This is a genomic window from Bernardetia sp. Wsw4-3y2 (assembly GCF_037126295.1).
Taxonomy (GTDB): Bacteria; Bacteroidota; Bacteroidia; order Cytophagales; family Bernardetiaceae; genus Bernardetia.
In genome coordinates this window covers 1,522,782-1,544,059 of sequence record NZ_CP147017.1, presented here as the reverse complement: position 1 = coordinate 1,544,059, position 21,278 = coordinate 1,522,782, and the positions used below count along the sequence as shown (strand labels likewise).

The following is a 21,278-nucleotide window of genomic DNA, read 5'->3' as shown; positions in this document are numbered from 1 at the left end:
TACAAAACTTTCAATCAAAAATAATACAGTCATTTTTTAATATAAAAAATATCATAAATTCTTTTGTAAATCTAATTTTAATATTCAAAGTTTAGGTAATTGAACTATTATTTCCTCAAATTTATAAAAGTGTAATTATTTCGTAATCTATTTTTTGAGTTTTTGAATGCTCTTCCTAGTAATTTTGTAGTCAAGAAATAAAACCTAATAAGGCAATAATTACCAGCTTATAGTACGATTATAATTTGAAGGAAATGACTCAAAACTTTACGACTTCTGTTCAATCAAATAAAAAATTTAGAGGTATCAAAAACAAGCTACAACTCTATTTTAGCGTTTATTTGCTTCTAACAGCACTTATTATTGGTGCTATTTTTATGTTTTATGAAAAACAAGAACGGATAGAAAACATTACAGACTTACTTACTCAACTTCACATTGATATTCAGACACTTAGTGGTGTAGAAAAGGATTTTTTTACGTATGAAACTATCAATACAGCTTTTTTTGAAACAGGAAAAAGTGAGTATTTGGATATTCGAACCAAAAAATTATATGACATTCAGAATGGTTTGATAGTTTTAAAAAACAGGAAAGAATTACGAAATGAAGATATTGATAAAAAATTATTCAAACTAAAGAAATCAGTAGGAGAATATGAAGTGATTTTTGAGCGATTAGTTCAGATTATTCAACGAAAAGGACATAAAGACTATGGAAAAGTAGGACAGATGCGTAAGTTTATTCATAAAATAGAAAATTCTGATTTGCCTTTTAAAAGAGAAAAATTACTAATGATTAGAAGGCATGAAAAAGATTTTATGATTCGTAAAGAAGAAGAATATATAAATAAACTTTCCCTTGCTGTTCAAGATTTACGAGCCGAAATTAGAGAAACTATACAAGACAAAGAAAGGCAAAAAGAAATGTTAGACTTACTAAGAAACTATCAATATGCTTTTTTGGATATGGTAGATTATGAAAAACAAATTGGACTCAATATTCATGAAGGAATGCGTTATCAAACGCAGCAAAAAGCCTATCAAATTGCTGATATTATTGCAGAAATAAACAAAGCAGGAGAAGTACAAGCACAAGAAATCACATACAGAATAAAATATACATTAGGAGCTGTTGTTCTGTTGTGTTTTGTTTTGGGAATGTTTGTCAGTTATTTGATTAGTAAAAAACTCAGTTTGCCTGTTCGTCAGTTATCAAATTCTATTCATAAAGTAATAAAAAACGATTTTTCAGAACAGTATTCTATCAAACCCATAATTACAAGTGATGAAATAGGTTGGCTCTCAAAAGATTTTGGCTTAATGCTAAACAAAATTCAAAGCAGTTTGCAGGAAACAAAAGAAAAGAGTGAAGAAATTGAGCGTTCTCAGGTTCAGATAATGGATTCGATTCGATATGCCCGTCAGATTCAAGATGCTGTTTTGCCTACCGAAAGTGAATTAAATGAATATTTTCTAGATAGTTTTGCTATTTACAAGCCTCAAAAAGTAGTTTCTGGAGATTTTTATTGGGTATATCGTAAGAAACGAAAAACATTTGTAGCTGTGGTAGATTGTACAGGACATGGAGTACCAGGAGCATTTATGTCGATGATTGGACAAACACTTTTGAATAAAATCATTGGACAAAGTAAAATCTATGACCCAGCTATGATTTTGGAAGTTTTACATTTGGAAATTCAGCATGCCTTAAAACAAAATGAAGGAAAAAATGATGATGGAATGGAAGTGGCTATTTGTGCCATTGAAAATACAGATTTAGGAAAACAAGTAACTTTTGCAGGAGCGCATCGTCCTCTTTATTATGTACAAGGAGGTGAGTTTTTGAAGATAAGAGGAAATAATCGGAGTATAGGAGGAAAACAAAAACAAGAAAATCAACAATTTGTAACACACACTATTCACTTACAAGCAGGTGATATTCTCTATCTCACAACAGATGGATTTGCAGACCAAAATAATCCAGATAGAGCAAAATATGGAACTCAAAAATTAACACAGTTCTTAGAACATATAAAAGAACATCCTTTTGCTACTCAAAAAATAGAACTTCTAAAAGAGTTTGAAACCTTTAAAAATGATGAACCTCAACGAGATGATATGACAATTTTAGGATTAAGAGTGTAAAGTGGCAAATAGGATATGTGAATTGGAACTAAAAATTACACTGAAAGCAAAAACGTATTATTTTCATTATTACCCATATCCTAATTCCCACCTCCCCATTTTCTAAACAGGTTGTTTAAAAGGCAGTTTGATTGTAAAGACAGAACCTTTTTCCATTTCACTTTCTACACTAATTGTTCCGTGATGTGCTTCTACCATAGATTTTACGTAGCTAAGTCCTAATCCAAAACCTTTTACATTGTGTACGTTTCCTGTAGGTACTCGGTAGAATTTATCAAAAATTTTGCTGACTACTTTCTTCGGAATTCCTTGTCCTTCATCAATAAATTTTATTTCAATTCCATTTGAAGTATTTTGAGTTTGTACTTCTATACGTGGAGTATTAGGCGAATATTTATTTGCATTGTCTATTAGATTCGATATAATACTTGTAATATGAACTTGGTCTCCTTCAACTAGCGTTTGAGTTGCTTTCAAATCTGTAAAAATTTTTCCTCCTCTGTTTTCTACTTGCACAGCACTATTACGGATTACTTTTTCTATAATTTGATGAATATCTAAGGATTTGAAATTTAGCTTTAGGTCTTTTCTATCTAGTTTTGCAGCCTGTAATACATTTTCTACCTGAGAACTAAGTCGTTTGCTCTCATCTGCAATAACTCCCAAATAACGATTTGTTTTTTCTGAATTTTGCTGAACACTAGGGTCTTGTAAAATCTCACGGGCAAGAGAAATAGTTGCAATAGGAGTTTTGAACTCATGAGTCATATTATTGATAAAGTCGTTGGTAACCTCTGATACTTTTTTCTGACGAATAATCGTATAAATTGCAGCAGCAAAACAAAGAATAATTACGCCAATAAAAATAATAGAAGAAGATAATATCATTGCCATTTTTCCCATCAAATATTTAGATTCAGTAGGAAAATAAACACATAATAAGTTATCTGGGTTATGCATATCATTCGGAAAAAGTTTGGTACAGTAATTTGTTTCTACCAAACACTCACTACTTGTAGAAGGAGAAGCAAAAAACCAACTTTTCTGAGAGTGATTAAAGACAGCAAAATCATACTCTAATGCAATTCCTTTATTGTGCATTTCTTCTCTCAAAATAGAATCAATAACAGGACGACTAGTACGTTGTTGAATTGGTTTTTCTTGATTTTGAAAAAATAATTTTTCGGCAATGACAGACAAAATCTGAGACCTATTTACCTTTCTACGTTGTGTTTCTTCCCAAATCATTTTTGGATCACGTATATCATATCTTTTCATCGGCTCAAGAATAATTTCTGTACTTTGTTGTGTAGATGTTATTCCGTTTTTTACTTGAAACTGAAGTTCATAAGTAAGTGCCGAATTAGTATTTTGTGCTTTTGTAATTGAATCTAGCGTAGAAATAAGCTGTCCACTCATTTGGTCTGCATTACTTTTCATTACATAAATAGCTTCATGTTTTTCCAAACGAGTAGCTACTTTTTCAAGTGCTTGATGAACGTTTTGTTTGAAACGAGATTTATTAAGTGTTATGGTTGTAGTAATCCAATAAAACTGTAGTCCTATAAGTCCGACCATTGCCAAACTCATAAGAGCAATAATATAGCGTACTTGTTTTGCGCCTACTAATCCTTCTATTTTCATAATAGTTGTATCTTTTTATAAGTATTTCCTCTTCGCTCATTACTTTGCGCTTTTTTATGCTACTTTATTATGAGAGGTAAATGTATTTTCAAATAAATTATTTTTGAGGGTCAGATTTTTTATTTATTTACAAAGGATATTGATGTCTACACCTTTGTTTCTGATATTAATTTATACAAAATAAAGCAATCCTTATTCTTTAAAAATGCACTTAACAAACTTTAACCCACTTACATTGAGGACTTTAAGAGTATTTACGAAAACAGGAGTGAAAATTAGAGGTTTTTGGGTAAAATATTATCCCACAATATTAATCTCAGGCTCTATGTGTATTCCAAATTTATCAAAAACGGATTTTTGAATTTCTTTTGCCAAATTCCACACTTCTTCTCCTTTTGCATTGCCATAATTTACCAAAACGAGAGCTTGATTTTTGTGTGCGCCTGTATTTCCGACTATTTTTCCTTTCCAACCACATTGTTCAATTAGCCAACCAGCAGGAACTTTTGTTATTTTATCAGAAATAGGATAACCAACAATATTAGGAAATTCTGTTTTTAATTTTAAAAACTGACTACTCGGAATTTCAGGGTTTTTGAAAAAACTTCCTCCATTTCCAATCTCTTTTGGGTTGGGTAACTTCGATTCTCTGATAGAAATGATTGCTTTGCTTATCTCTTGAATTGTTGGACTATCATTTTCTAAAGCCTCTTGAATTGCTCCATAAGATGTATTTAGAGTATGGTTTTTTGTAGTCAATCTAAACTCTACACCAATAATAATGTATTTGTCTTTTGCTTGATGCTTAAAAATACTACTACGATAGCCAAATTGACATTCGTTATTTGAAATCCAAAAAGTCTTTTTTGTTTTTCTATCAATTACTTTTACTCTTTCGACAACATCACGAATTTCTACTCCGTATGCTCCAATATTCTGCATTGGTGCAGCTCCAACAGTCCCCGGAATGAGTGATAAATTTTCTATTCCTCCATAATTATGTTCCAAACAGAAAAGCACAAACTGATGCCAATTTTCGCCTGCTGATACATAAAGAGTTGTATTTTCTTCATTCTCTTCTATTACTTCTATTCCTGTAATAGAATTTTTGATTACCAATCCTTCAAAATCTTTCAAAAACAAAATATTACTTCCTCCTCCCAATACAAGAATAGAAGGATATTTTTTTTGCTCTGCAAATTCTAAAACCTCCAGTAATTCATCAACTGTTTTTACTTCTATAAAATTTTTGGCTGTGCAGTTTATTCCAAACGTATTGTAAGACTGTAAAGAGATATTTTTCAGAATTTGAGGTTTCATAATTAGTATATTTTTTGTTGAAAAGGTTTGTTGTCCTAGAAGTTGTTTAAGAAAAAAGAACATAGCCTTTGTTGGTGTTTTAGCGTAGCGACACCAACAAACATACACTAAAAATCTAAAACAACTTCCTATTGAAAATACAAAAGTACGAAACAAAAAAACCACTACCTCAAAAAAGTAGTGGTTTTTCTATTCACTAAAACAAAATCAAAAATGAAAAATCTAATCTTACAATTTCTTTTTTTTATTCTTCTTCTACTAGGAGCGATTCTGCTTCTTCTTTTGAAAGAACATCAGCAAATTTTTCTATATCTCCAAGTCCTTGGCGAAGCAAAATAATATTATCTTCTATACAACGAATAACAGTAGAAGGCTGAATTTCGCCCATTCCTGCATCAATAACAATATCTACTAAATGTTCATACTCTTCTTTCATAAGCGAAGGGTCTGTCATTGGTTTTCCATCCTTATCATAAACAGAAGTAGTTACGATAGGATTTCCCAATTCTTGAACAATCATTCTAGGGATTTTATGGTCAGGAACACGAATACCTACTTGATTTTTCTTTACTCCACCTACTTTTGGAACTTTATTACTTGAATCTAAAATAAAAGTAAATGCCCCTGGTAGAGCTTTTTTCATAACTTTAAAAACGTGATTGCTTACTCTATGAGCATACAAACTAATATCACTTAAATCATAACAAATAAAAGAAAGGTGCATCTTTTTCGGGTCAATTCCCTTAATTTTACATACTTTCTCAACTGCTTTTGCATTTGTAAAGTCACAACCTATGCCATAAACTGTATCAGTAGGATATATAATTACACCACCATTTCTTAGCGTTTCGACTATTTTTTGGATTTTACTTTCTTGTGGATTATCTGGGTGTATTTTGAGGAGTTCTGCCATACTATTTTAATAACTTTTAGTAAAAAATAAACTTCTTTTGTTTTTAATGAAATGATTTAAGAAGTTTTTAAATATAAGTATAATTTTATTGCATTCAAAATAAAAATTATTTAATTATCTTTTTTAGGCTTTATTTTTTTAAATGAGCAGGGTAAGTAGATAATTTTACATAAAAATAGATGCTTTATCGCTTACTCTAACCAATAATACATAATTTCTTTGTTTGTTGCAATATTTTAGTGTAAATACTTTTGAATTTTTCTAAAAAAGCCAAATACTATTCTGATATCAAACCCATTTGACAATCACCTATTTAGTTTTAACCTACTTTATTCTATGCTTTTATGTATTGTATCAAGCTATTTTTATTTTTTTTTTTTTAAAATAAATAACCTATGCAACCTTATTGCCTACTTAGTGGGTCATAGAAATAGAAGCGCAAAACTACTATGTTTTGAAATCTTCTAACTTACAACCTAACAATTCCTAACAACTTCCTAAATGATAGATTTAGGAAGTTTGTTTTAAAGAAAAATAGAGTAGGTAAGTTAAAAAAGAAATTTCAAATTATTTTAATATAAATAATTTATAGATACAAAAATCTTTTGTTGGCTATGTAGTTTTCTAAATTACAGTAGCCATAGTTAGTGAGTAGTGGAAGATGATGCAGCCTTTGGAAGTATCATCTTTTTTTTGTGCCTATATTTTCTTTTTATCAAATAAAAAAATCCTACTTATCAGAAGATGAGTAGGATTAGTATAAATTAAAAGAGAAAAATTATTTATTCTCTGCTATTTTCTTTTTCATCAAGTCAATGTTCTTCTGATCTTCCTTCATAACATATAAATCTTTAAGTATATTATAAAGTGCTACATCATCATTATTTATCTCTAGAGCTTTTTTTGCATACATGATAGCCTTATCTGCACTTGCAATAATAGGTTTCATTTTCTCACTTTTAGAGTCTTGTTCCTCTGGTTTCAATTCATTATATACATTTATAGCCTCTTTGTAATAATGAAGAGCTAAAGCGAAAGTAGCATCATAATCTTGAGCATCTAATTCCAAAACTTTTTGATAATATTCCACAGCTTTTTCAGGTTGCCCTTCAGATTGATACATAATGGCAATATTTGTAAAAGTTTTTGTGCTTGGTTCTATTTCACTTACATTTTTAAGTATTTCAATCGCTTTAGGATAGTCTTTACGTTGGATATATACATCAGCAATATTAGTAAGGAAATAGGTTTCTTGAGGAAAACGTTCTGCTCCTTTTTCTAATACTCTAAGAAAGTTTGTACTATCTTCTAATTTATAATAGGAATAAGCAGCTGACTGATAAGCGTCTACTGCACCTGTATATTCTTCTATGTTGCCAAGTTTTTCATAAAAAAAAGCTGATTTATCTAGTTTTTCAGCTTTATTAGCAAAGTAAGCAGTATAAATCAAGTTTGTGGTATCAGTAGAAAGATAAGTAGCAAGAGGAAGCATTGTTTCGTAAGCTTTCACAAAGTCTTCTGCATCTTGGTATTTCTGTACGTTATTAAGAATAGCATTTTTCAAGCGAGCTTGTAAACCTGTTTCCATTCCTAAATCACTTTGAAAAGCTGGATCTTCTATTCGTTTAGTATATTTATCATCTCCTTCGGCTTTTTCTACTTCTAATGCCTTTGTCATGGAAGCAAAAGCACTATCTATTGGATTCTCTACGAGAGCTGCTACTTCTTTATCTTCTACTCCTGCTTCAACAATAGCAGTAAAAACTTTTGCTCTTGTATACCAAGTTCTAGCTTTTCCTTCTGTTTTCTTATGATAAGTTGCTTGACGAACTTTTTCTAGTGCTTTTTCGTAATTTCCTTCTTGAGGCGTTGCAAAAAATTCAGCGCTGGTTAAAGCTCCATTTTGTGCAATAGTTTCATTTGTAAGAAATGAACCTGTTACAAATGCAGTTCCTACTATTATTGATTTTAAAATTGATTTTGTCATTGTATAAAATGAGTTTGAATTATTGGATTCATCACACGTTAAAATAGGTGTGATATTATTTTGAAATTGATTGTTTATAAAAAAATAGAAGTTCTATTTCCCTTACAAAAATAGAACTTCCAAAGTTAATGCAAGTATAATGCAAAAAAAAATTATTCTACACCTTCTGAATTTTCATCAGCTTCTGTATCATCATTTTCAGAATGACTTCCATTTTCAGAATTATTGGCTTCATTAGCAAGATTTGTAGCAATTTCTCCATTTACCTCTGTATTTGGATTTTCCATTCCTTCTTCCAATAAAATATCTTCTAACTCTTCTTCTATGTGTTCAATTTTAGCAACAGAAGCTATTTGGTCTCCTTCTGCTAAATTTATCAGACGAACGCCTTGTGTAGCACGTCCCATAGTACGAAGTTCGGAAACTGCAAAACGAATCATGACACCCGATTTTCTACTAATCATTAAATGGTCGGTATCGATTACTTCTTTTATGGCAATCAAAGTACCTGTTTTTTCTGTGATTTTGAGAGTAGTTACTCCTTTTCCACCACGTTTGATAACTCTATAATCTTCTACATCAGAGCGTTTTCCATATCCTTTTTCAGAAACGACTAAGAGATTTGAATCTGGACGGTTCAGACAAACCATTCCAATTACTTCATCACCTTCTTTTACAGAAATTCCACGAACTCCTGATGCTGTTCTTCCCATCGGACGGACTTGTGTCTCGTTGAAACGAATTGCACGACCCGAACCAACAGCCATAATAATTTCGTTGTTTCCATCTGTCAAACGAACATCTAAAAGTGCATCGCCTTCATTAATCGTAATGGCATTAATTCCATTTTGACGAGGACGAGAATAGGCTTCCAAAACTGTTTTCTTGATTTGTCCTTTTTTAGTACAGAAAATTAGATTATTGTTATTTATATAATCTTCGTCTTTCAGACTTTTTACATTAATAACAGTCTGTACTTTTTCACCTGTTTCTATCGAAATAAGATTTTGAAGTGGGCGACCTTTTGATGTTTTTGAGCCTTCTGGAATGGCATATACTTTTAACCAATATACTTTTCCATAGTCTGTAAAAATCAATAAATAATTGTGTGTAGAAGCTACAAACAAGTGTTCTGCAAAATCATCTGCTTTTGTAGTTGCTCCTTTTGAACCTTTTCCACCACGGGCTTGTGATTTGTATTCTGATAAAGAAGTACGTTTGATATAACCTTCATTAGAAATAGTAATTACCATTTCTTGTTCAGCAATCAAATCTTCAATATCAATATCTTCTGCGCTATGAACAATTTGAGTACGACGCTCATCACCATATTTTTCTCTAAGTTCAAGTAGTTCCTCCGTAATAATTTCCATACGACGTTCTACTCTAGCTAAAATATCTTCGTAATCTTCTACTGTCAAAACAAGTGCGTCGTGTTCGTTTTGGATTTTGTTGCGTTCTAGTCCTGTAAGACGTTGAAGACGCATTCCCAAAATTTCTTTAGCTTGAATTTCTGAAAAATCAAATACAAAACCACTTGGAACAGCAATGTCTTTGAAGAAACGACTTTCAGTATTCATTTGTCCTTCACCTGTCAAAACATTTCTTGCTTCTTCGGCATCTTTTGAGCTACGAATTGTCGCAATTACTAAATCAATTACATCAAGAGCTTTCAAAAGACCTTCTAAGATATGAAGACGTTTTTTAGCTTCTCTAAGGTCATATTCTGTTCTGCGAACAACAATTTCGTGTCTGTGTTCGACATAATAACTAATTAAATCTCTAAGATTACAAATTCTTGGACGACCTTTCACAAGTGCAACATTGTTTACACTAAAAGAAGTTTGAAGTCCTGTATATTTGAAAAGTTGATTCAAAACTACATTTGCCATCGAATCACGCTTAATATCATAAACGATACGCAAACCATTTCTATCTGACTCATCACGAATAGCAGAAATTCCTTCAATACGCTTTTCGTTAACCATAGCAGCCGTTTTTTCTATCAAACTTGCTTTATTGGTTTGATATGGAACTTCTGTTACAATAATCTGTTCACGATTATTTTTGTCCGTATGTATAGTTGCAACGGCACGCATCACAATTCTTCCACGTCCAGTTTCTAATGCTTTTTTTACTCCTGTGTAGCCATAAATAATTCCTCCAGTTGGAAAATCAGGTGCAATTACAAATTTTGTAAGTTCCTCAACTGTAATTTCTGGATTTTTGATATACTCAATAATTCCATCAATGACTTCTGTAAGGTTGTGAGGAGCCATATTGGTAGCCATACCAACAGCAATACCAGACGAACCATTTACCAAAAGGTTAGGTAATTTTCCTGGTAAAACAGAAGGCTCTGTTAAGGAATCATCAAAGTTTGGAATAAAATCTACCACTTCTTTGTTCAAATCTGCCAACATTTCTTCAGCCAAACGCTGCATACGTGCCTCTGTATAACGCATAGCTGCTGCATTATCACCATCAATAGAGCCAAAGTTTCCTTGTCCATCGACGAGCATATAACGAAGCGACCACTCCTGCGCCATACGAACCATCGTTTCATAAACAGACGAATCGCCATGAGGGTGGTACTTACCCAAAACCTCACCTACAATACGAGCCGATTTTTTGTAAGCTTTATTGTGATATACTCCTAAGTCTGACATTCCATACAACACTCTACGGTGGACAGGTTTTAAACCATCACGTACATCAGGTAAAGCACGAGAAACAATAACGGACATCGAATAATCAATGTATGCCGTTCGCATTTCGTCCTCAATACTTACAGGAATGATATTACTGTTTCCATCATCTAACAGGTCTTCTGAACCATTTTCTATATCTGCCATATATTATCTAGTAATAAAACTATATTAAATTGAAATTCTTGATTCTAATTTCTCATTCAAGCATTTGCTTGGATGTTCTCTTTTGTAAGTATATGCTTACTAACTAAATAGAAAACACAAGATATAATCTTGCGTTAGAATAATAATTTTTCAGTTGTTTTTGCTATAAAATTTCCTTGAAAAACAACTCTGCAAGTTACGAAAAAATAGGTAATTTGACAACGTTTTTAATGTCCTAAATTGAGTATAGAAGGGTTGAGTTTATAACAGTGTTTTTTATTTGGGTTTTGCTTAATTTTTACGTTATCTATCTCATTTATAGCCTGTAAATTCTTTTTTCTAACTATTTTTAATGAAAATACGTTTTACAATCACAATTATTTTTAAAACTACCTTAACAACCCCTAACACTATAATTTTGATAACATTAAAAAATTCTGATGAAAAAGTATTTTATGAAGTTTATGTAGAAGCACATACAAATTGTCTTTATGCAGATTGGACTGGGTTTGTGAATGTAAATAATGTAAAAGCAGGCTGTTTGGTTGCTTTGGATTTAATTAAAGAAAATAATTGTCCTTATATCATTAATGATAATACAAATTTAGTAGGTCCTTGGCAACAAGCTAATCAGTGGATACAAGAATTTTGGATGCCACAAGCTATTGAAGCAGGGTTACGCTACATGGCTCATATTACATCTCCTGATATTTTTGGGAAACTTTCTGCACAAGATTTAGAAAAAAAGGCAGCAGGTGTTTTTATTATGCGCTTATTTAAAAATAAGGAACAGGCAGAAGAATGGATAAAAGAATGTCAGAAAAAAGATAGCGATACTTTATAAAACCAATATATAGTAGTCTTTCAATACATAAAAGTAATTTTTTCATATCCTGAGAAATTGTTATCAAATTTTTTGAATTCTAAAGATAATCAAAGTAGAGAGGGCGTTTTTTCTTTCCTATCTCTCTTCATTTTTTCTTAATTTTACGGATAATACTAAAAAACAAAGAAAATTAAACTTATAAAAAATGACACCAAACGATATACACGTAGAATCTGCACGCATCCAGAAAGGAATAGAAGACCATTTGGGAATTGATGGAAGTCTTATTTTTGATTATTCACAAGAAGGTACAACTGTAAAACTCAATTTAATTACAGTTAATCCTCGCCACAATCAATCTTTTTTGTTTCATACCGAACACGGAACAGACAAACTAGATGCGCTCAAAAAAATGTTTGAGTACGTTCGTAATTACCGTGAGCGTGACAGTTCTTATACTATTCAGTGGGTTTCAAAAGAGGATAACGGACATAGAGAATTACAAACTTCTTATTTTCGTGCAAGAAATATGTACGAAGCACTAGACAAACTTTATTTTGGTAGAGAACTCAATTCTATTACTGTTTATAGTGTAGTGATGAATCCTTCAGCTTAGGTGTGTTTGTCGTTGCTGGAGACACTAACAACGGCAGGAGACAAAGCAAATACACCAAAAAAAAGGAAAATTAAGCCCTTTCTGCCAAGTCAAAATCTATTATTTGGAGAAAAAATTAAAACAACTTCCTAAATAGAAACAAAAAACTCTCTTCTCAAAAAGTCAAATAAATTGAATGTTGAGAAGAGAGTTTTTAATATAATAGAATTTGGTTTTAATTAATTGAACAGGATTTTAATCCTGTTTTGTCTTATTCAATCCCTAATTCTTCTTTCATTTTACGAATATATTGTTCGATTGCTCCTGTCATAGATGGTGCATTTGGAAGAGGTGCTTCGATATCTAAGCGTAAATTGTGGTCACGAACAGCTTGTGCTGTCGTAGGACCAAAGGCTGCAATACGAGTAGTTTTTTGTTTGAAATCAGGGAAATTATCAAATAAAGATTTGATTCCTGATGGACTAAAAAATGCAATTACATCATAATTTACATTCTTCAAATCGGATAAATCACTAGAAACAGTTGCATAAATAACAGCTTCTGAATGCTCAATATTATTTTCTCTCAAGAAGCTAGGAATATCATCTCTACGAATATCTGAACAAGGGAATAAGAATTTTTCCTTCTTGTGCTTGGCAATGACTTTATTTAAATCTTCTGCCGTGCGCTCACCAACAAAAAGTTTACGTTTGCGAAGATTGATATATTTAGGAAGATAAATAGCTGTTTGTTCTGAAACACAAAAATATTTCATGTCATCAGGAATAGTAATTTTTAGCCCTTTACAAAGCGTAAAAAAATGATCCACTGCATTTCTACTTGTGAAAATTACTGCTGTATGGTCTAAAATATTGATACGCTGCTTTCTAAATTCACGTAAAGAAACAGGCTGCACTTCAATAAATTGTCTGAAATCTACCTTTACATTATACCTTTGCGAAAGGTCGTGATAAGGAGATTTGTCAGTCAAAGGAGCAGGTTGAGAAATCAGTACACTACGAATTTGCTTAGGTGCAGGTGTTGGGTGTGAGGCATTCGCTTCGTTTGCCATATCGTTGCAAAAATTGGTTTGATAAAAACTACGACTAAAACAGTTTATATAAACTAAATATGTCTCTCTTTTCAATAAATCATTAATCAAATAATGATTTATTCAGAAAATAATGATTTATTCAGAAAATAATTTATATTTACACAAACTATGAAATACAGATTTAGAGGTTATTCTAAAACTGTAAAGATTAATCTAACCTAATTAAAAGTCTTTTATCTAACTCAGTAGTTTGATTAATTTAATGAAAAATTGTATTTAATCTAAAAAACTGTTAAAATAGGAGAATTTAATTAAGAATAAACTAAGAAACTGAGATAATCCATTTTGAAACTATCAAAAGGGGAATTATTTCGGTGGCGCAAAGGTACGAAAAAAGATACAACTTACCAGCATTTGTTCGTGTAAACAAATAATAACTAACTAACAAACTGTGAGTTAGAATAGAAAGTGCTACTGAAAGAACAAAATAATAGAGGAAAGAACTATGTGTAGTATTAATTATTGTGCTTGAAGAAGGACTATAAAAAGAGTCAATTAAGAAAGAGAATAATATTGTTACTATAAAAATCACACTCATTGCAAATGTATTTCCTAAGATAAGAGCCTGTGTATGTTGCTCGCTAATCTGACTACTTTTGAAGAAAAGTTTTCCCATCAATTGAATCCAAAACAGTCTAAAAATAGCAATACACAAACACCAAAAAGCAGCATAAAGCCAATTTAAGACAAAAGAAAATAGACTGTTTTTTATAAGAAAAAAGTTAGTTGTAGTTGTTCCATAAAGTTCTACATAGTTATAAAAAATCCATACAAAACCCATTACCAAACTAAAATAAACTACATACCCAATTTGAGGCAATAGTTCGGTTCTTTTAAAAGCTTTGGCAGGTCTGAAAAAATAACTCCAAAATTCTCCAAATGCTTCTCTACCAACTAGAGGATAAATACTGACCGAAAAAACAACAATAATTCCAACCATCAGCCAGTTTATCATTAATATCCAATCTGGAAGAGGTAATTTAGGTTTTTGTAGGGTTATTGGATTTATTTCTTCTTTTTTAGTTGTTTTTCTTTCACTAAAACTATTTTTTTGAGTGAGAATATAAGCAGAGTAGGCTTCAAGGATTTGATTTTGAGGCTTTTCTTGGTAAACTGTCAGCATTAAAAAGCCATTAAAATTTTTAAATTTTTCTTTATCAGAATATAAATTTATCAGGCTATCAAACGAAATTTCTATGTATTCTTTTTCTGTAACAATAGAAGAAAAACGAGTATTCCAAAATAGTTTTGCATCTTGTGGCAACGCAATGCCTAAATAATTATTCTTATAATCAGAGAGGTTTTTATTGAAATCAAAAATCAAATGTAAAGCTCTGTACTGACTATGAACTGTTGGTAAATAAGGAACATAACTCTCTAAATCTTCATCATAAACTACCCATTTTTCACTCAAAGTTTGATAAATTGAGCTAGATTCAACAGTAGGTAACACAGACGAAGCCATCGCAGAATTTTGAACACTCAAAAATCCTGTAAAAAATAAGATAACTAATAAGATAATTCTAGAAATAGAATTTATTATAGAATTGCTAAGACTTTTCACACTAATTTCAGAATAAAAATATTTTTTATTTCGCAGACTAAAGCCCACGTTACTACACTACAAAACTAGCTAATTTCTTTCTAAAATATGACTTTTCTTTTTTGGTTACTCTTTTTTAGTATTTCTTTTTTGAGTGTTTTTGCTTCATTTTTCTTTAAAAATGGACAAACTATTCAAATTATTATGATTCCAATATTATTTTTTTTAATATATTTTGTTTCTCAAAGTATTGAAAAAGTAACTTCAACCTCTTTTTTTAAAGAAAAGAAATATATTTTGGTTCTGCTTTTGGGAAGTATTTTAATCTGGTTTTTGAATGCTGCTTTTGTGTTCGATATTTCTGCAATTTTTGACGCAAAAAATGATTTTAATTTTCGTATTCCCTCAAAAGATTCTTTTTTCTATGGACGTTTATCTGAAAAATTACTGACCTCTTCTTATGAAACTGTTTTTGCTTTTCATCAAGATTCAAAAGCTGTTTTGGGAACTACTCCTTATCATTATTTTGAATTGTGGATTTCAGCATTTTTTAGTAAAATTTTTTCTGTTTCGGGTTATATAGCTTATTCACTTTTTACGATTCCTTTATTACAAATCTGTGTTTGGATAGGAATTATAGCTATTTTTGAGCAAAAAAAACGTGAAAAAATATCTCTAGCTACTTTTATATGGGCATTTGGATTACTTTTTTTAGGTGGAATTTATCTTCCTTTTTATTCTGATGTAAAAGGTTTTCAATCTACTTATTGGCTTACAAATACTCTTTTTACAGGACTTTCAGAACATTATTTTTTTTGGATTGCTGTTTTTCTATCCTTTCAAAAGAAAAATTACAGAGCTTGCGTTTGGATAATTTTTATGATTCCAATTATTTCTCCTACACTTTGGGCTGCATGTTGGACAGGACTTTTTTTCATTGCAAGTTTTTTGTTCTATCAACAAAAAACACTTTTTCTACAAAAATACAAGCTAGAACTGATAGCTTTTTTTGTGATTCCTTTTTTCTATTTTTTGTTTTATTATCTGACACAATCTTCTCAAAGCGTAGCAAGTTCAGAGATTTCTATTTTAGCTTTATCGGAAAATGAAATTAATTTGGTTGCTATTTTTAAAGAAATAGCAATTTATTTATTTGGTTTTTTTGTGATTTATATTCCTTTTTTGAGTCTATTTTATTCTGCAATTAAAAATTATTTTATAAAAATTATCAATCTACCGTTGTTGGTATCTCCACCAACGACATTTTTACTCTTTTTTATGGGAGGAGTTTTGGGAGGGATATTTTTTTATTTTCTTTTTCCATTTCATCAAGAACGATTTCAATTTTTGAGAAATTTTATTTTGCCATTTGTACAAATTAGTTTGATTTATATTTTTGTGATAAAACAGAATTATTTGAATAACAAAGTAAGTATTGTGTTTGTAATTTTACTTTGTTATGGGTTTGGTTTTACACTGCATTGGTTTTTAAAAGAAATAGAGCCTAATCAAATTTATTCACAGAACTATTTGAATAGTATTGAAAGAGAATTGCTACAAAAAGAAGAATTGAAACGAGGAGCGATTTTTCATTCTACTACTTATTATGATGATAAAATTTTATTCAATAGAAATGAAAACTTTGAAATAGAAGGTCGTTATTTAGCTTTTAAAAAAGGTTTAGAACACTTTTATAATTTAGATATGGCTTGTATAAATTACCAAGATAGAACAACTTCTTCGTTTTCTGAAACTGATATTTTTGCAGTTTGGCTAAAAGACAGAATGAAAAATAAAATTGAGCTAGAAAATAGAAATGAAAAGTTAATGTGTAATGATTCTTTGAAGTGGCTTTTTGTTAAAGAAAAGCAATTAGATTTTGTAGTTATTGGAAAAAATGTATCTATTCCTTTAGAGTTTCAATCAAAAATTCAGTTCCAAGTGCAGGATAGCCAAAGTGGAGAAGTTTTTTTGAGATTAAAATAAAGCAAAATCTAATCAATAAAAATTTGTATTGATTAGACTTTGCTTTCAATCAAAAATTCAAAAATAATTCAGAAAATCAATATTCATGATAAACTGACTTATCAAATCTACTTTCAAATAGATGTTTTGGAAGGTGTTTTGAAATAAGTGAGAATACGAATCAGAATAAGCTAAATTTCCAAAATCATTTACATTAAATAAATCAGCTCTTCTTTTTCCATTTGTAAAAAAGAAAAATAATGCGATAATAGCTAAAACAGCGATAACAGCAAGTGCAATCTTGATAACACTATACGGACGCTCACCTTGAACTTCACCTGTACGTGCATTGACCAAAAAACGATAGACTTTATCTTGATAACGATAAGCACTAATCCAAAGAGGAAGCAAAATATGCTTAAAAGTAATATCATTATAATCAATTTGAATATCTTCGATGCGCTGTTCATCTCCTCCAATATCTCTAGAAACTAGATTTCTAATTTGCTCTTGCATCTTTCCTTTTGCTACTTCAAAACCACTTTTAAGGTCAATCTGATAGGTTTCTGTTTGAAAACCAGATAAGTAACGCTCATCGTAACCTGCTAGTTTCTCTAAATCCCATGGCTCAAGTTTGTCTACATAATTTCGTGGTAAGGAATGACTAGCTAACACCAATGTATCATCAAAAAAATGGTCTATTCGTCCAGATACAGGAGACCAACGAGTATGACGAACTTGCCTAGTTTGGTGATTTCCATCACTATCTGTATAACTTTCAGTTGTATAATAATAATCGCCTCTCATTCCGTGATAACGAGAATCCGTTTCACTATCAAATGTCCAATAAGGAATATACATTCCTTTTAGTTTTTCTGTAAGTTCTGCTCTTTTTTTCAAATCATTTGGAGCAAACCAAAGGCTAGAAACCCAATCCTTAAAAAGTTTGCCTGCTGCTTTTTGATCAATATCAAAAGGTAATAATGATTTGGGTTGAAATACTTCTACCGTTTCAGGTGAAGAAGTGACTAGAGGTGTTCCACAGAAAGCACATTCATCAGAAACTACATTTGGTTTGAGTGTGGTACGTGCGCCACAGTTATCACATTGCACAGTTTGTAACGTTTGCATTTCTGTTTTAGAAGATGCTTGTTGAAGAGCTGCATAAAAATCATGTTCTTCAATAATAGTTTCTACTTCTGCAACAATTTCGTTTTCTGCACCACAATAATTACACTTTAGAGCAGTCGTTCCTGGAGCATAGACTAAGTTTGCACCACAATCGTGACAGGTCATGTTACGACTTTTGGTAGTAATATCGGGTGTTTCTCCATCAGGACGGCGAGGAGAATCTTCTGGTAAATTATTGGGTAAATCAGGAGGTAAATTTGGCATAATTTGGTAATGATTAGTTTTTTTTATTTTACTTTTCTTAAAAATAGAAAAATACAATCAAAACTCAAACTAATTTTAGATTAGATTTGAACAATTAGTTTACTCACAATCTTAAAATAGAATTATAAGTTATTGAAGAATATTTTCATACAATTAGTTTTCAAGCTAGTGAGGATACAAAAAAACAAAACACAAACAAAAAAGGCGATGCCAGCAGCAACGCCTTTTTGACCTTAACCAATAAACAACACATAAAACACACGCCCTACTATATAGGGTCTGAATTAAGTTTTTATAGATAAACTAAAATTCTTAATTCGTTATGCAAACATACTATTTTTTTTTGAATTCTAAAACTTTTGCAAAATATTTTATAGATATTTAGGCAATTCGCAATATTTCTTGTATTTTTTAGGAAAATTACAATAACCACATAATAAAATGACTAAAAATTCTCAAATCGATAGCTGTGATTTACGCATCTTATCTGAACTTACAGATGATGCAAAATTACCTTACACAGAGGTTGCTGACAGAGTATTTGTTTCAGGTGGAACAGTACATGTTAGGATGAAAAAAATGCAGGATTTGGGCATCGTAAAGGGAGCTTCCCTAACGATTGATTATGCCAAATTAGGCTATGATGTTACTGCTTTTCTAGGAATTTATTTAGAGCGAAGTTCTATGTATGATGAGTCTGTGGAACAGTTATCCAAAATTCCAGAAATTTTGAGTTTACACTATACAACAGGTGCATACAGTATTTTTGCCAAAATTATTTGCCGAGATACAAAGCATTTAAGAGAAGTTTTACACGACAAAATCCAGAAAGTACCTGGAATTGTCAGAACAGAAACCTTTATTTCTTTAGAGGAACGTGTAGAACGTGCGCCTCTTTTAAAACAACTCGCAGAAGAAAGTAAAAATGAAGATGTATAATTAAATTTATCAGTTATTTATGGAAACCAAACAACTCATAAAAACAGGACGAGTAATAGCTATCCTTTCTTTTTTGATTGGAACAGCTATTTTCATCGTTTATTACCTCACTTCTGCTGATTTCTTTTTGTCTTTAGGAGGTGTTTTTATTCTTGTGGCAGCAATTATAAATAGTATATTTTTGATTTTAATTTTGAGACGATATTCAAAAGAGAAACACTACAAAACACATTTATTTATAACAGCAGGAATTATTTTACTTAATATTCCTGCATTTCTTTTTTATTCTTGGGTTACATTTCTTTTAATGGATACAATGAGAATCAGTTTCATAAATTCTACACAGGAAACTATCACAGAGTTAAAAATTACAGGCTGCCAAAACAAAACAATCAAAAAATTAGATGTTGGACAAAGTGAAATGATTTGGATAAATATAGAAGCAGATTGTACTATAAATATTGATTATCTGTTGAATGGAGAATCAAAAAAAGAAACTGTTTTAGGATATGCCACAACAAGTATGGGACAAAAAATGAAATATAAAATTGGAGAGAAAAAAGAATGATTCTATTAAACGTTATCACAGTTGTTTACAGGTCTAATAATTAGCAAGTTATAGAAAAACAAATCTGTCTTATTTTTCCATAGCGCAGGAGTTTGCAAACCTTGTGCTATGGAAAAATGAATATTACTAATTTAACCGTGATAACGTTTATTATGAAAAATCTAATTTTATTTCTGTTTAGAAATCAAATTACGAGCTTCCCAATAAGAACGAATCGCATGAGGACTTTTTCCAAAACTGGCTTTCATAGTCTCAATAATTGGTAAGGTCTGAACTATGTATTTTGTCCAATTTGCAGCAGGAATACCCAATAAATCACAAATTCTATCGCCCAAAAGAAAACGCATATAACTATGAATATAGCCTTTAGGAACAACAGGAGGTAAAATGTCGTCAAAATGAGAAAGTAGAGTTTGTGTCAGAATATTTCCTTCATGAGAAGATTTAAAATGACGCATTTCTGTATTTTGAGAAAGAAAAACGGCTTCTTTCATTGTTTGAGGAAGGATTTTTTTATCAATTCCTAAAAGTTGTCCCACTACAAACCAAAGATGTAAATAGTTTTCAGCATCTTGATTTGTGAATTTCTTTCCCAGCTTTCGAAGTCCACGCAAAACGATAGACGAAAAAGCAATATTTGTTCCCATCAAATCCTCTTGATTGATAGGCAACCCCCATTTTTTATTCCAGCCCTTATGGTTTTTGACGTGAAAACGAATGGTAGCATGTAATAGTCTAACTTTCAAAATAGTAATAAAAGCAAGTCCACCTTCTTTCAAACTATCTCTTTGATTGACTTCAAAAACAAAACGAGCTGTTTCCAATAATCGTTTTTGTGCATCATTTCGCATACGTTCTGAAAAATATAAAACTTGTGCTCCATCAGCAGCAGCATAACAATAGGGCAAAGACATTGTACCCAACAGACTTAAACAGTCTTCTGCATTTTTTTGAAAAAATTCCTGCCCCTTTGCTATTTTTTCGATATTCGAACCAACAGGTAAAACAGCGTTTTGGGTAAAATATTTTTGTATAAAATCAGGTAAATTATCAGGCAAACTTTGATTATCGCCCCATTGAATTGTAATTACTTTTCTAAGGTGTTCCCACTGATTTTGTTCTTGTGTTTTTTGTATTATTTCATCAGCTACTCTATCACCTTGTAGCCTATAATTATCCCAGTCTATTTGTGTTAGGTTTTGCATTTTCTATTCTTTTAATCATTGACCTATAAATTAATCTTATATTTTTCCTGTATTTTTTGAGCTAACAGACTGTTATTTAAAATGGTTTTGATTGTCAAGAAAACAAATCAATCAATTATATCTATATTGTTATAGAAATTATCAGTTTGATTTATAATTTAAAAAATCTAATCTTTGTGATACGAAAAGAGAAAAACACTATTTTATTTTTTTAATTATGAAAATCTTTTTATAAATTATTGATTAATAAGTAATTACACTA

Annotated in this window: 15 protein-coding genes; 6 read left to right on the top strand and 9 right to left on the bottom strand. The window is 30.8% G+C overall.

What is annotated here, in order from left to right:
• The first annotated feature begins 254 nt into the window (after positions 1 to 254).
• Positions 255 to 2,147 (top strand): SpoIIE family protein phosphatase, encoded by a 1,893-nt coding sequence (locus V9L05_RS06100; RefSeq protein WP_338814789.1) that lies wholly within the window; start codon positions 255 to 257, stop codon positions 2,145 to 2,147.
• Between the two features lie 102 nt (positions 2,148 to 2,249).
• Here V9L05_RS06100 and V9L05_RS06095 read toward each other — a convergent pair whose 3' ends face one another.
• The 5 genes from V9L05_RS06095 to gyrA all read right to left on the bottom strand — a co-directional run bounded on the left by V9L05_RS06095 (position 2,250) and on the right by gyrA (position 10,866).
• Positions 2,250 to 3,791: a HAMP domain-containing sensor histidine kinase gene (locus tag V9L05_RS06095; RefSeq protein ID WP_338794134.1), complete on the bottom strand. Its 1,542-nt coding sequence runs from the start codon at positions 3,789 to 3,791 to the stop codon at positions 2,250 to 2,252.
• 297 nt (positions 3,792 to 4,088) lie between these two features.
• Positions 4,089 to 5,111, bottom strand: a complete 1,023-nt coding sequence (gene murB / locus V9L05_RS06090) for a UDP-N-acetylmuramate dehydrogenase (RefSeq protein ID WP_338814788.1) — start codon at positions 5,109 to 5,111, stop codon at positions 4,089 to 4,091.
• A 244-nt stretch (positions 5,112 to 5,355) separates the two neighbouring features.
• Positions 5,356 to 6,024 (bottom strand): L-threonylcarbamoyladenylate synthase, encoded by a 669-nt coding sequence (locus V9L05_RS06085; protein WP_338814787.1) that lies wholly within the window; start codon positions 6,022 to 6,024, stop codon positions 5,356 to 5,358.
• A 778-nt stretch (positions 6,025 to 6,802) separates the two neighbouring features.
• Positions 6,803 to 8,011 (bottom strand): tetratricopeptide repeat protein, encoded by a 1,209-nt coding sequence (locus V9L05_RS06080; RefSeq protein ID WP_338814786.1) that lies wholly within the window; start codon positions 8,009 to 8,011, stop codon positions 6,803 to 6,805.
• A gap of 152 nt (positions 8,012 to 8,163) precedes the next feature.
• Positions 8,164 to 10,866 (bottom strand): DNA gyrase subunit A, encoded by a 2,703-nt coding sequence (gyrA, locus tag V9L05_RS06075; protein ID WP_338794139.1) that lies wholly within the window; start codon positions 10,864 to 10,866, stop codon positions 8,164 to 8,166.
• A 418-nt stretch (positions 10,867 to 11,284) separates the two neighbouring features.
• Between gyrA and V9L05_RS06070 the strand changes: the two genes are divergently transcribed.
• Positions 11,285 to 11,710: a hypothetical protein gene (locus tag V9L05_RS06070; protein ID WP_338814785.1), complete on the top strand. Its 426-nt coding sequence runs from the start codon at positions 11,285 to 11,287 to the stop codon at positions 11,708 to 11,710.
• 187 nt (positions 11,711 to 11,897) lie between these two features.
• Positions 11,898 to 12,308 (top strand): hypothetical protein, encoded by a 411-nt coding sequence (locus tag V9L05_RS06065; RefSeq protein ID WP_338814784.1) that lies wholly within the window; start codon positions 11,898 to 11,900, stop codon positions 12,306 to 12,308.
• A 250-nt stretch (positions 12,309 to 12,558) separates the two neighbouring features.
• On the opposite strand, the gene V9L05_RS06060 is transcribed toward V9L05_RS06065, so the two are convergent.
• Positions 12,559 to 13,359 (bottom strand): uroporphyrinogen-III synthase, encoded by an 801-nt coding sequence (locus tag V9L05_RS06060; protein WP_338814783.1) that lies wholly within the window; start codon positions 13,357 to 13,359, stop codon positions 12,559 to 12,561.
• Between the two features lie 304 nt (positions 13,360 to 13,663).
• Positions 13,664 to 14,965 (bottom strand): DUF4271 domain-containing protein, encoded by a 1,302-nt coding sequence (locus V9L05_RS06055; protein ID WP_338814782.1) that lies wholly within the window; start codon positions 14,963 to 14,965, stop codon positions 13,664 to 13,666.
• Positions 14,966 to 15,052: 87 nt separating this feature from the next.
• On the opposite strand from V9L05_RS06055, the gene V9L05_RS06050 reads away from it, so the two are divergent.
• Entirely contained in the window at positions 15,053 to 16,930 is a 1,878-nt protein-coding gene (locus V9L05_RS06050) for a hypothetical protein (protein ID WP_338814781.1), read from the top strand.
• Positions 16,931 to 16,987: 57 nt separating this feature from the next.
• On the opposite strand, the gene V9L05_RS06045 is transcribed toward V9L05_RS06050, so the two are convergent.
• On the bottom strand, positions 16,988 to 18,304 hold the full coding sequence (locus V9L05_RS06045) for a hypothetical protein (RefSeq protein ID WP_338814780.1): 1,317 nt from the start codon (positions 18,302 to 18,304) through the stop codon (positions 16,988 to 16,990).
• A gap of 441 nt (positions 18,305 to 18,745) precedes the next feature.
• Between V9L05_RS06045 and V9L05_RS06040 the strand changes: the two genes are divergently transcribed.
• Together V9L05_RS06040 and V9L05_RS06035 are read left to right on the top strand one after the other, a co-directional pair.
• On the top strand, positions 18,746 to 19,243 hold the full coding sequence (locus V9L05_RS06040; protein WP_338794146.1) for an Lrp/AsnC ligand binding domain-containing protein: 498 nt from the start codon (positions 18,746 to 18,748) through the stop codon (positions 19,241 to 19,243).
• A gap of 19 nt (positions 19,244 to 19,262) precedes the next feature.
• Entirely contained in the window at positions 19,263 to 19,811 is a 549-nt protein-coding gene (locus V9L05_RS06035) for a hypothetical protein (protein ID WP_338814779.1), read from the top strand.
• Between the two features lie 167 nt (positions 19,812 to 19,978).
• Here the strand turns inward: V9L05_RS06035 and V9L05_RS06030 are convergent, their stop codons facing one another.
• Positions 19,979 to 21,016: an oxygenase MpaB family protein gene (locus tag V9L05_RS06030; RefSeq protein ID WP_338814778.1), complete on the bottom strand. Its 1,038-nt coding sequence runs from the start codon at positions 21,014 to 21,016 to the stop codon at positions 19,979 to 19,981.
• Between the last annotated feature and the right edge of the window lie 262 nt (positions 21,017 to 21,278).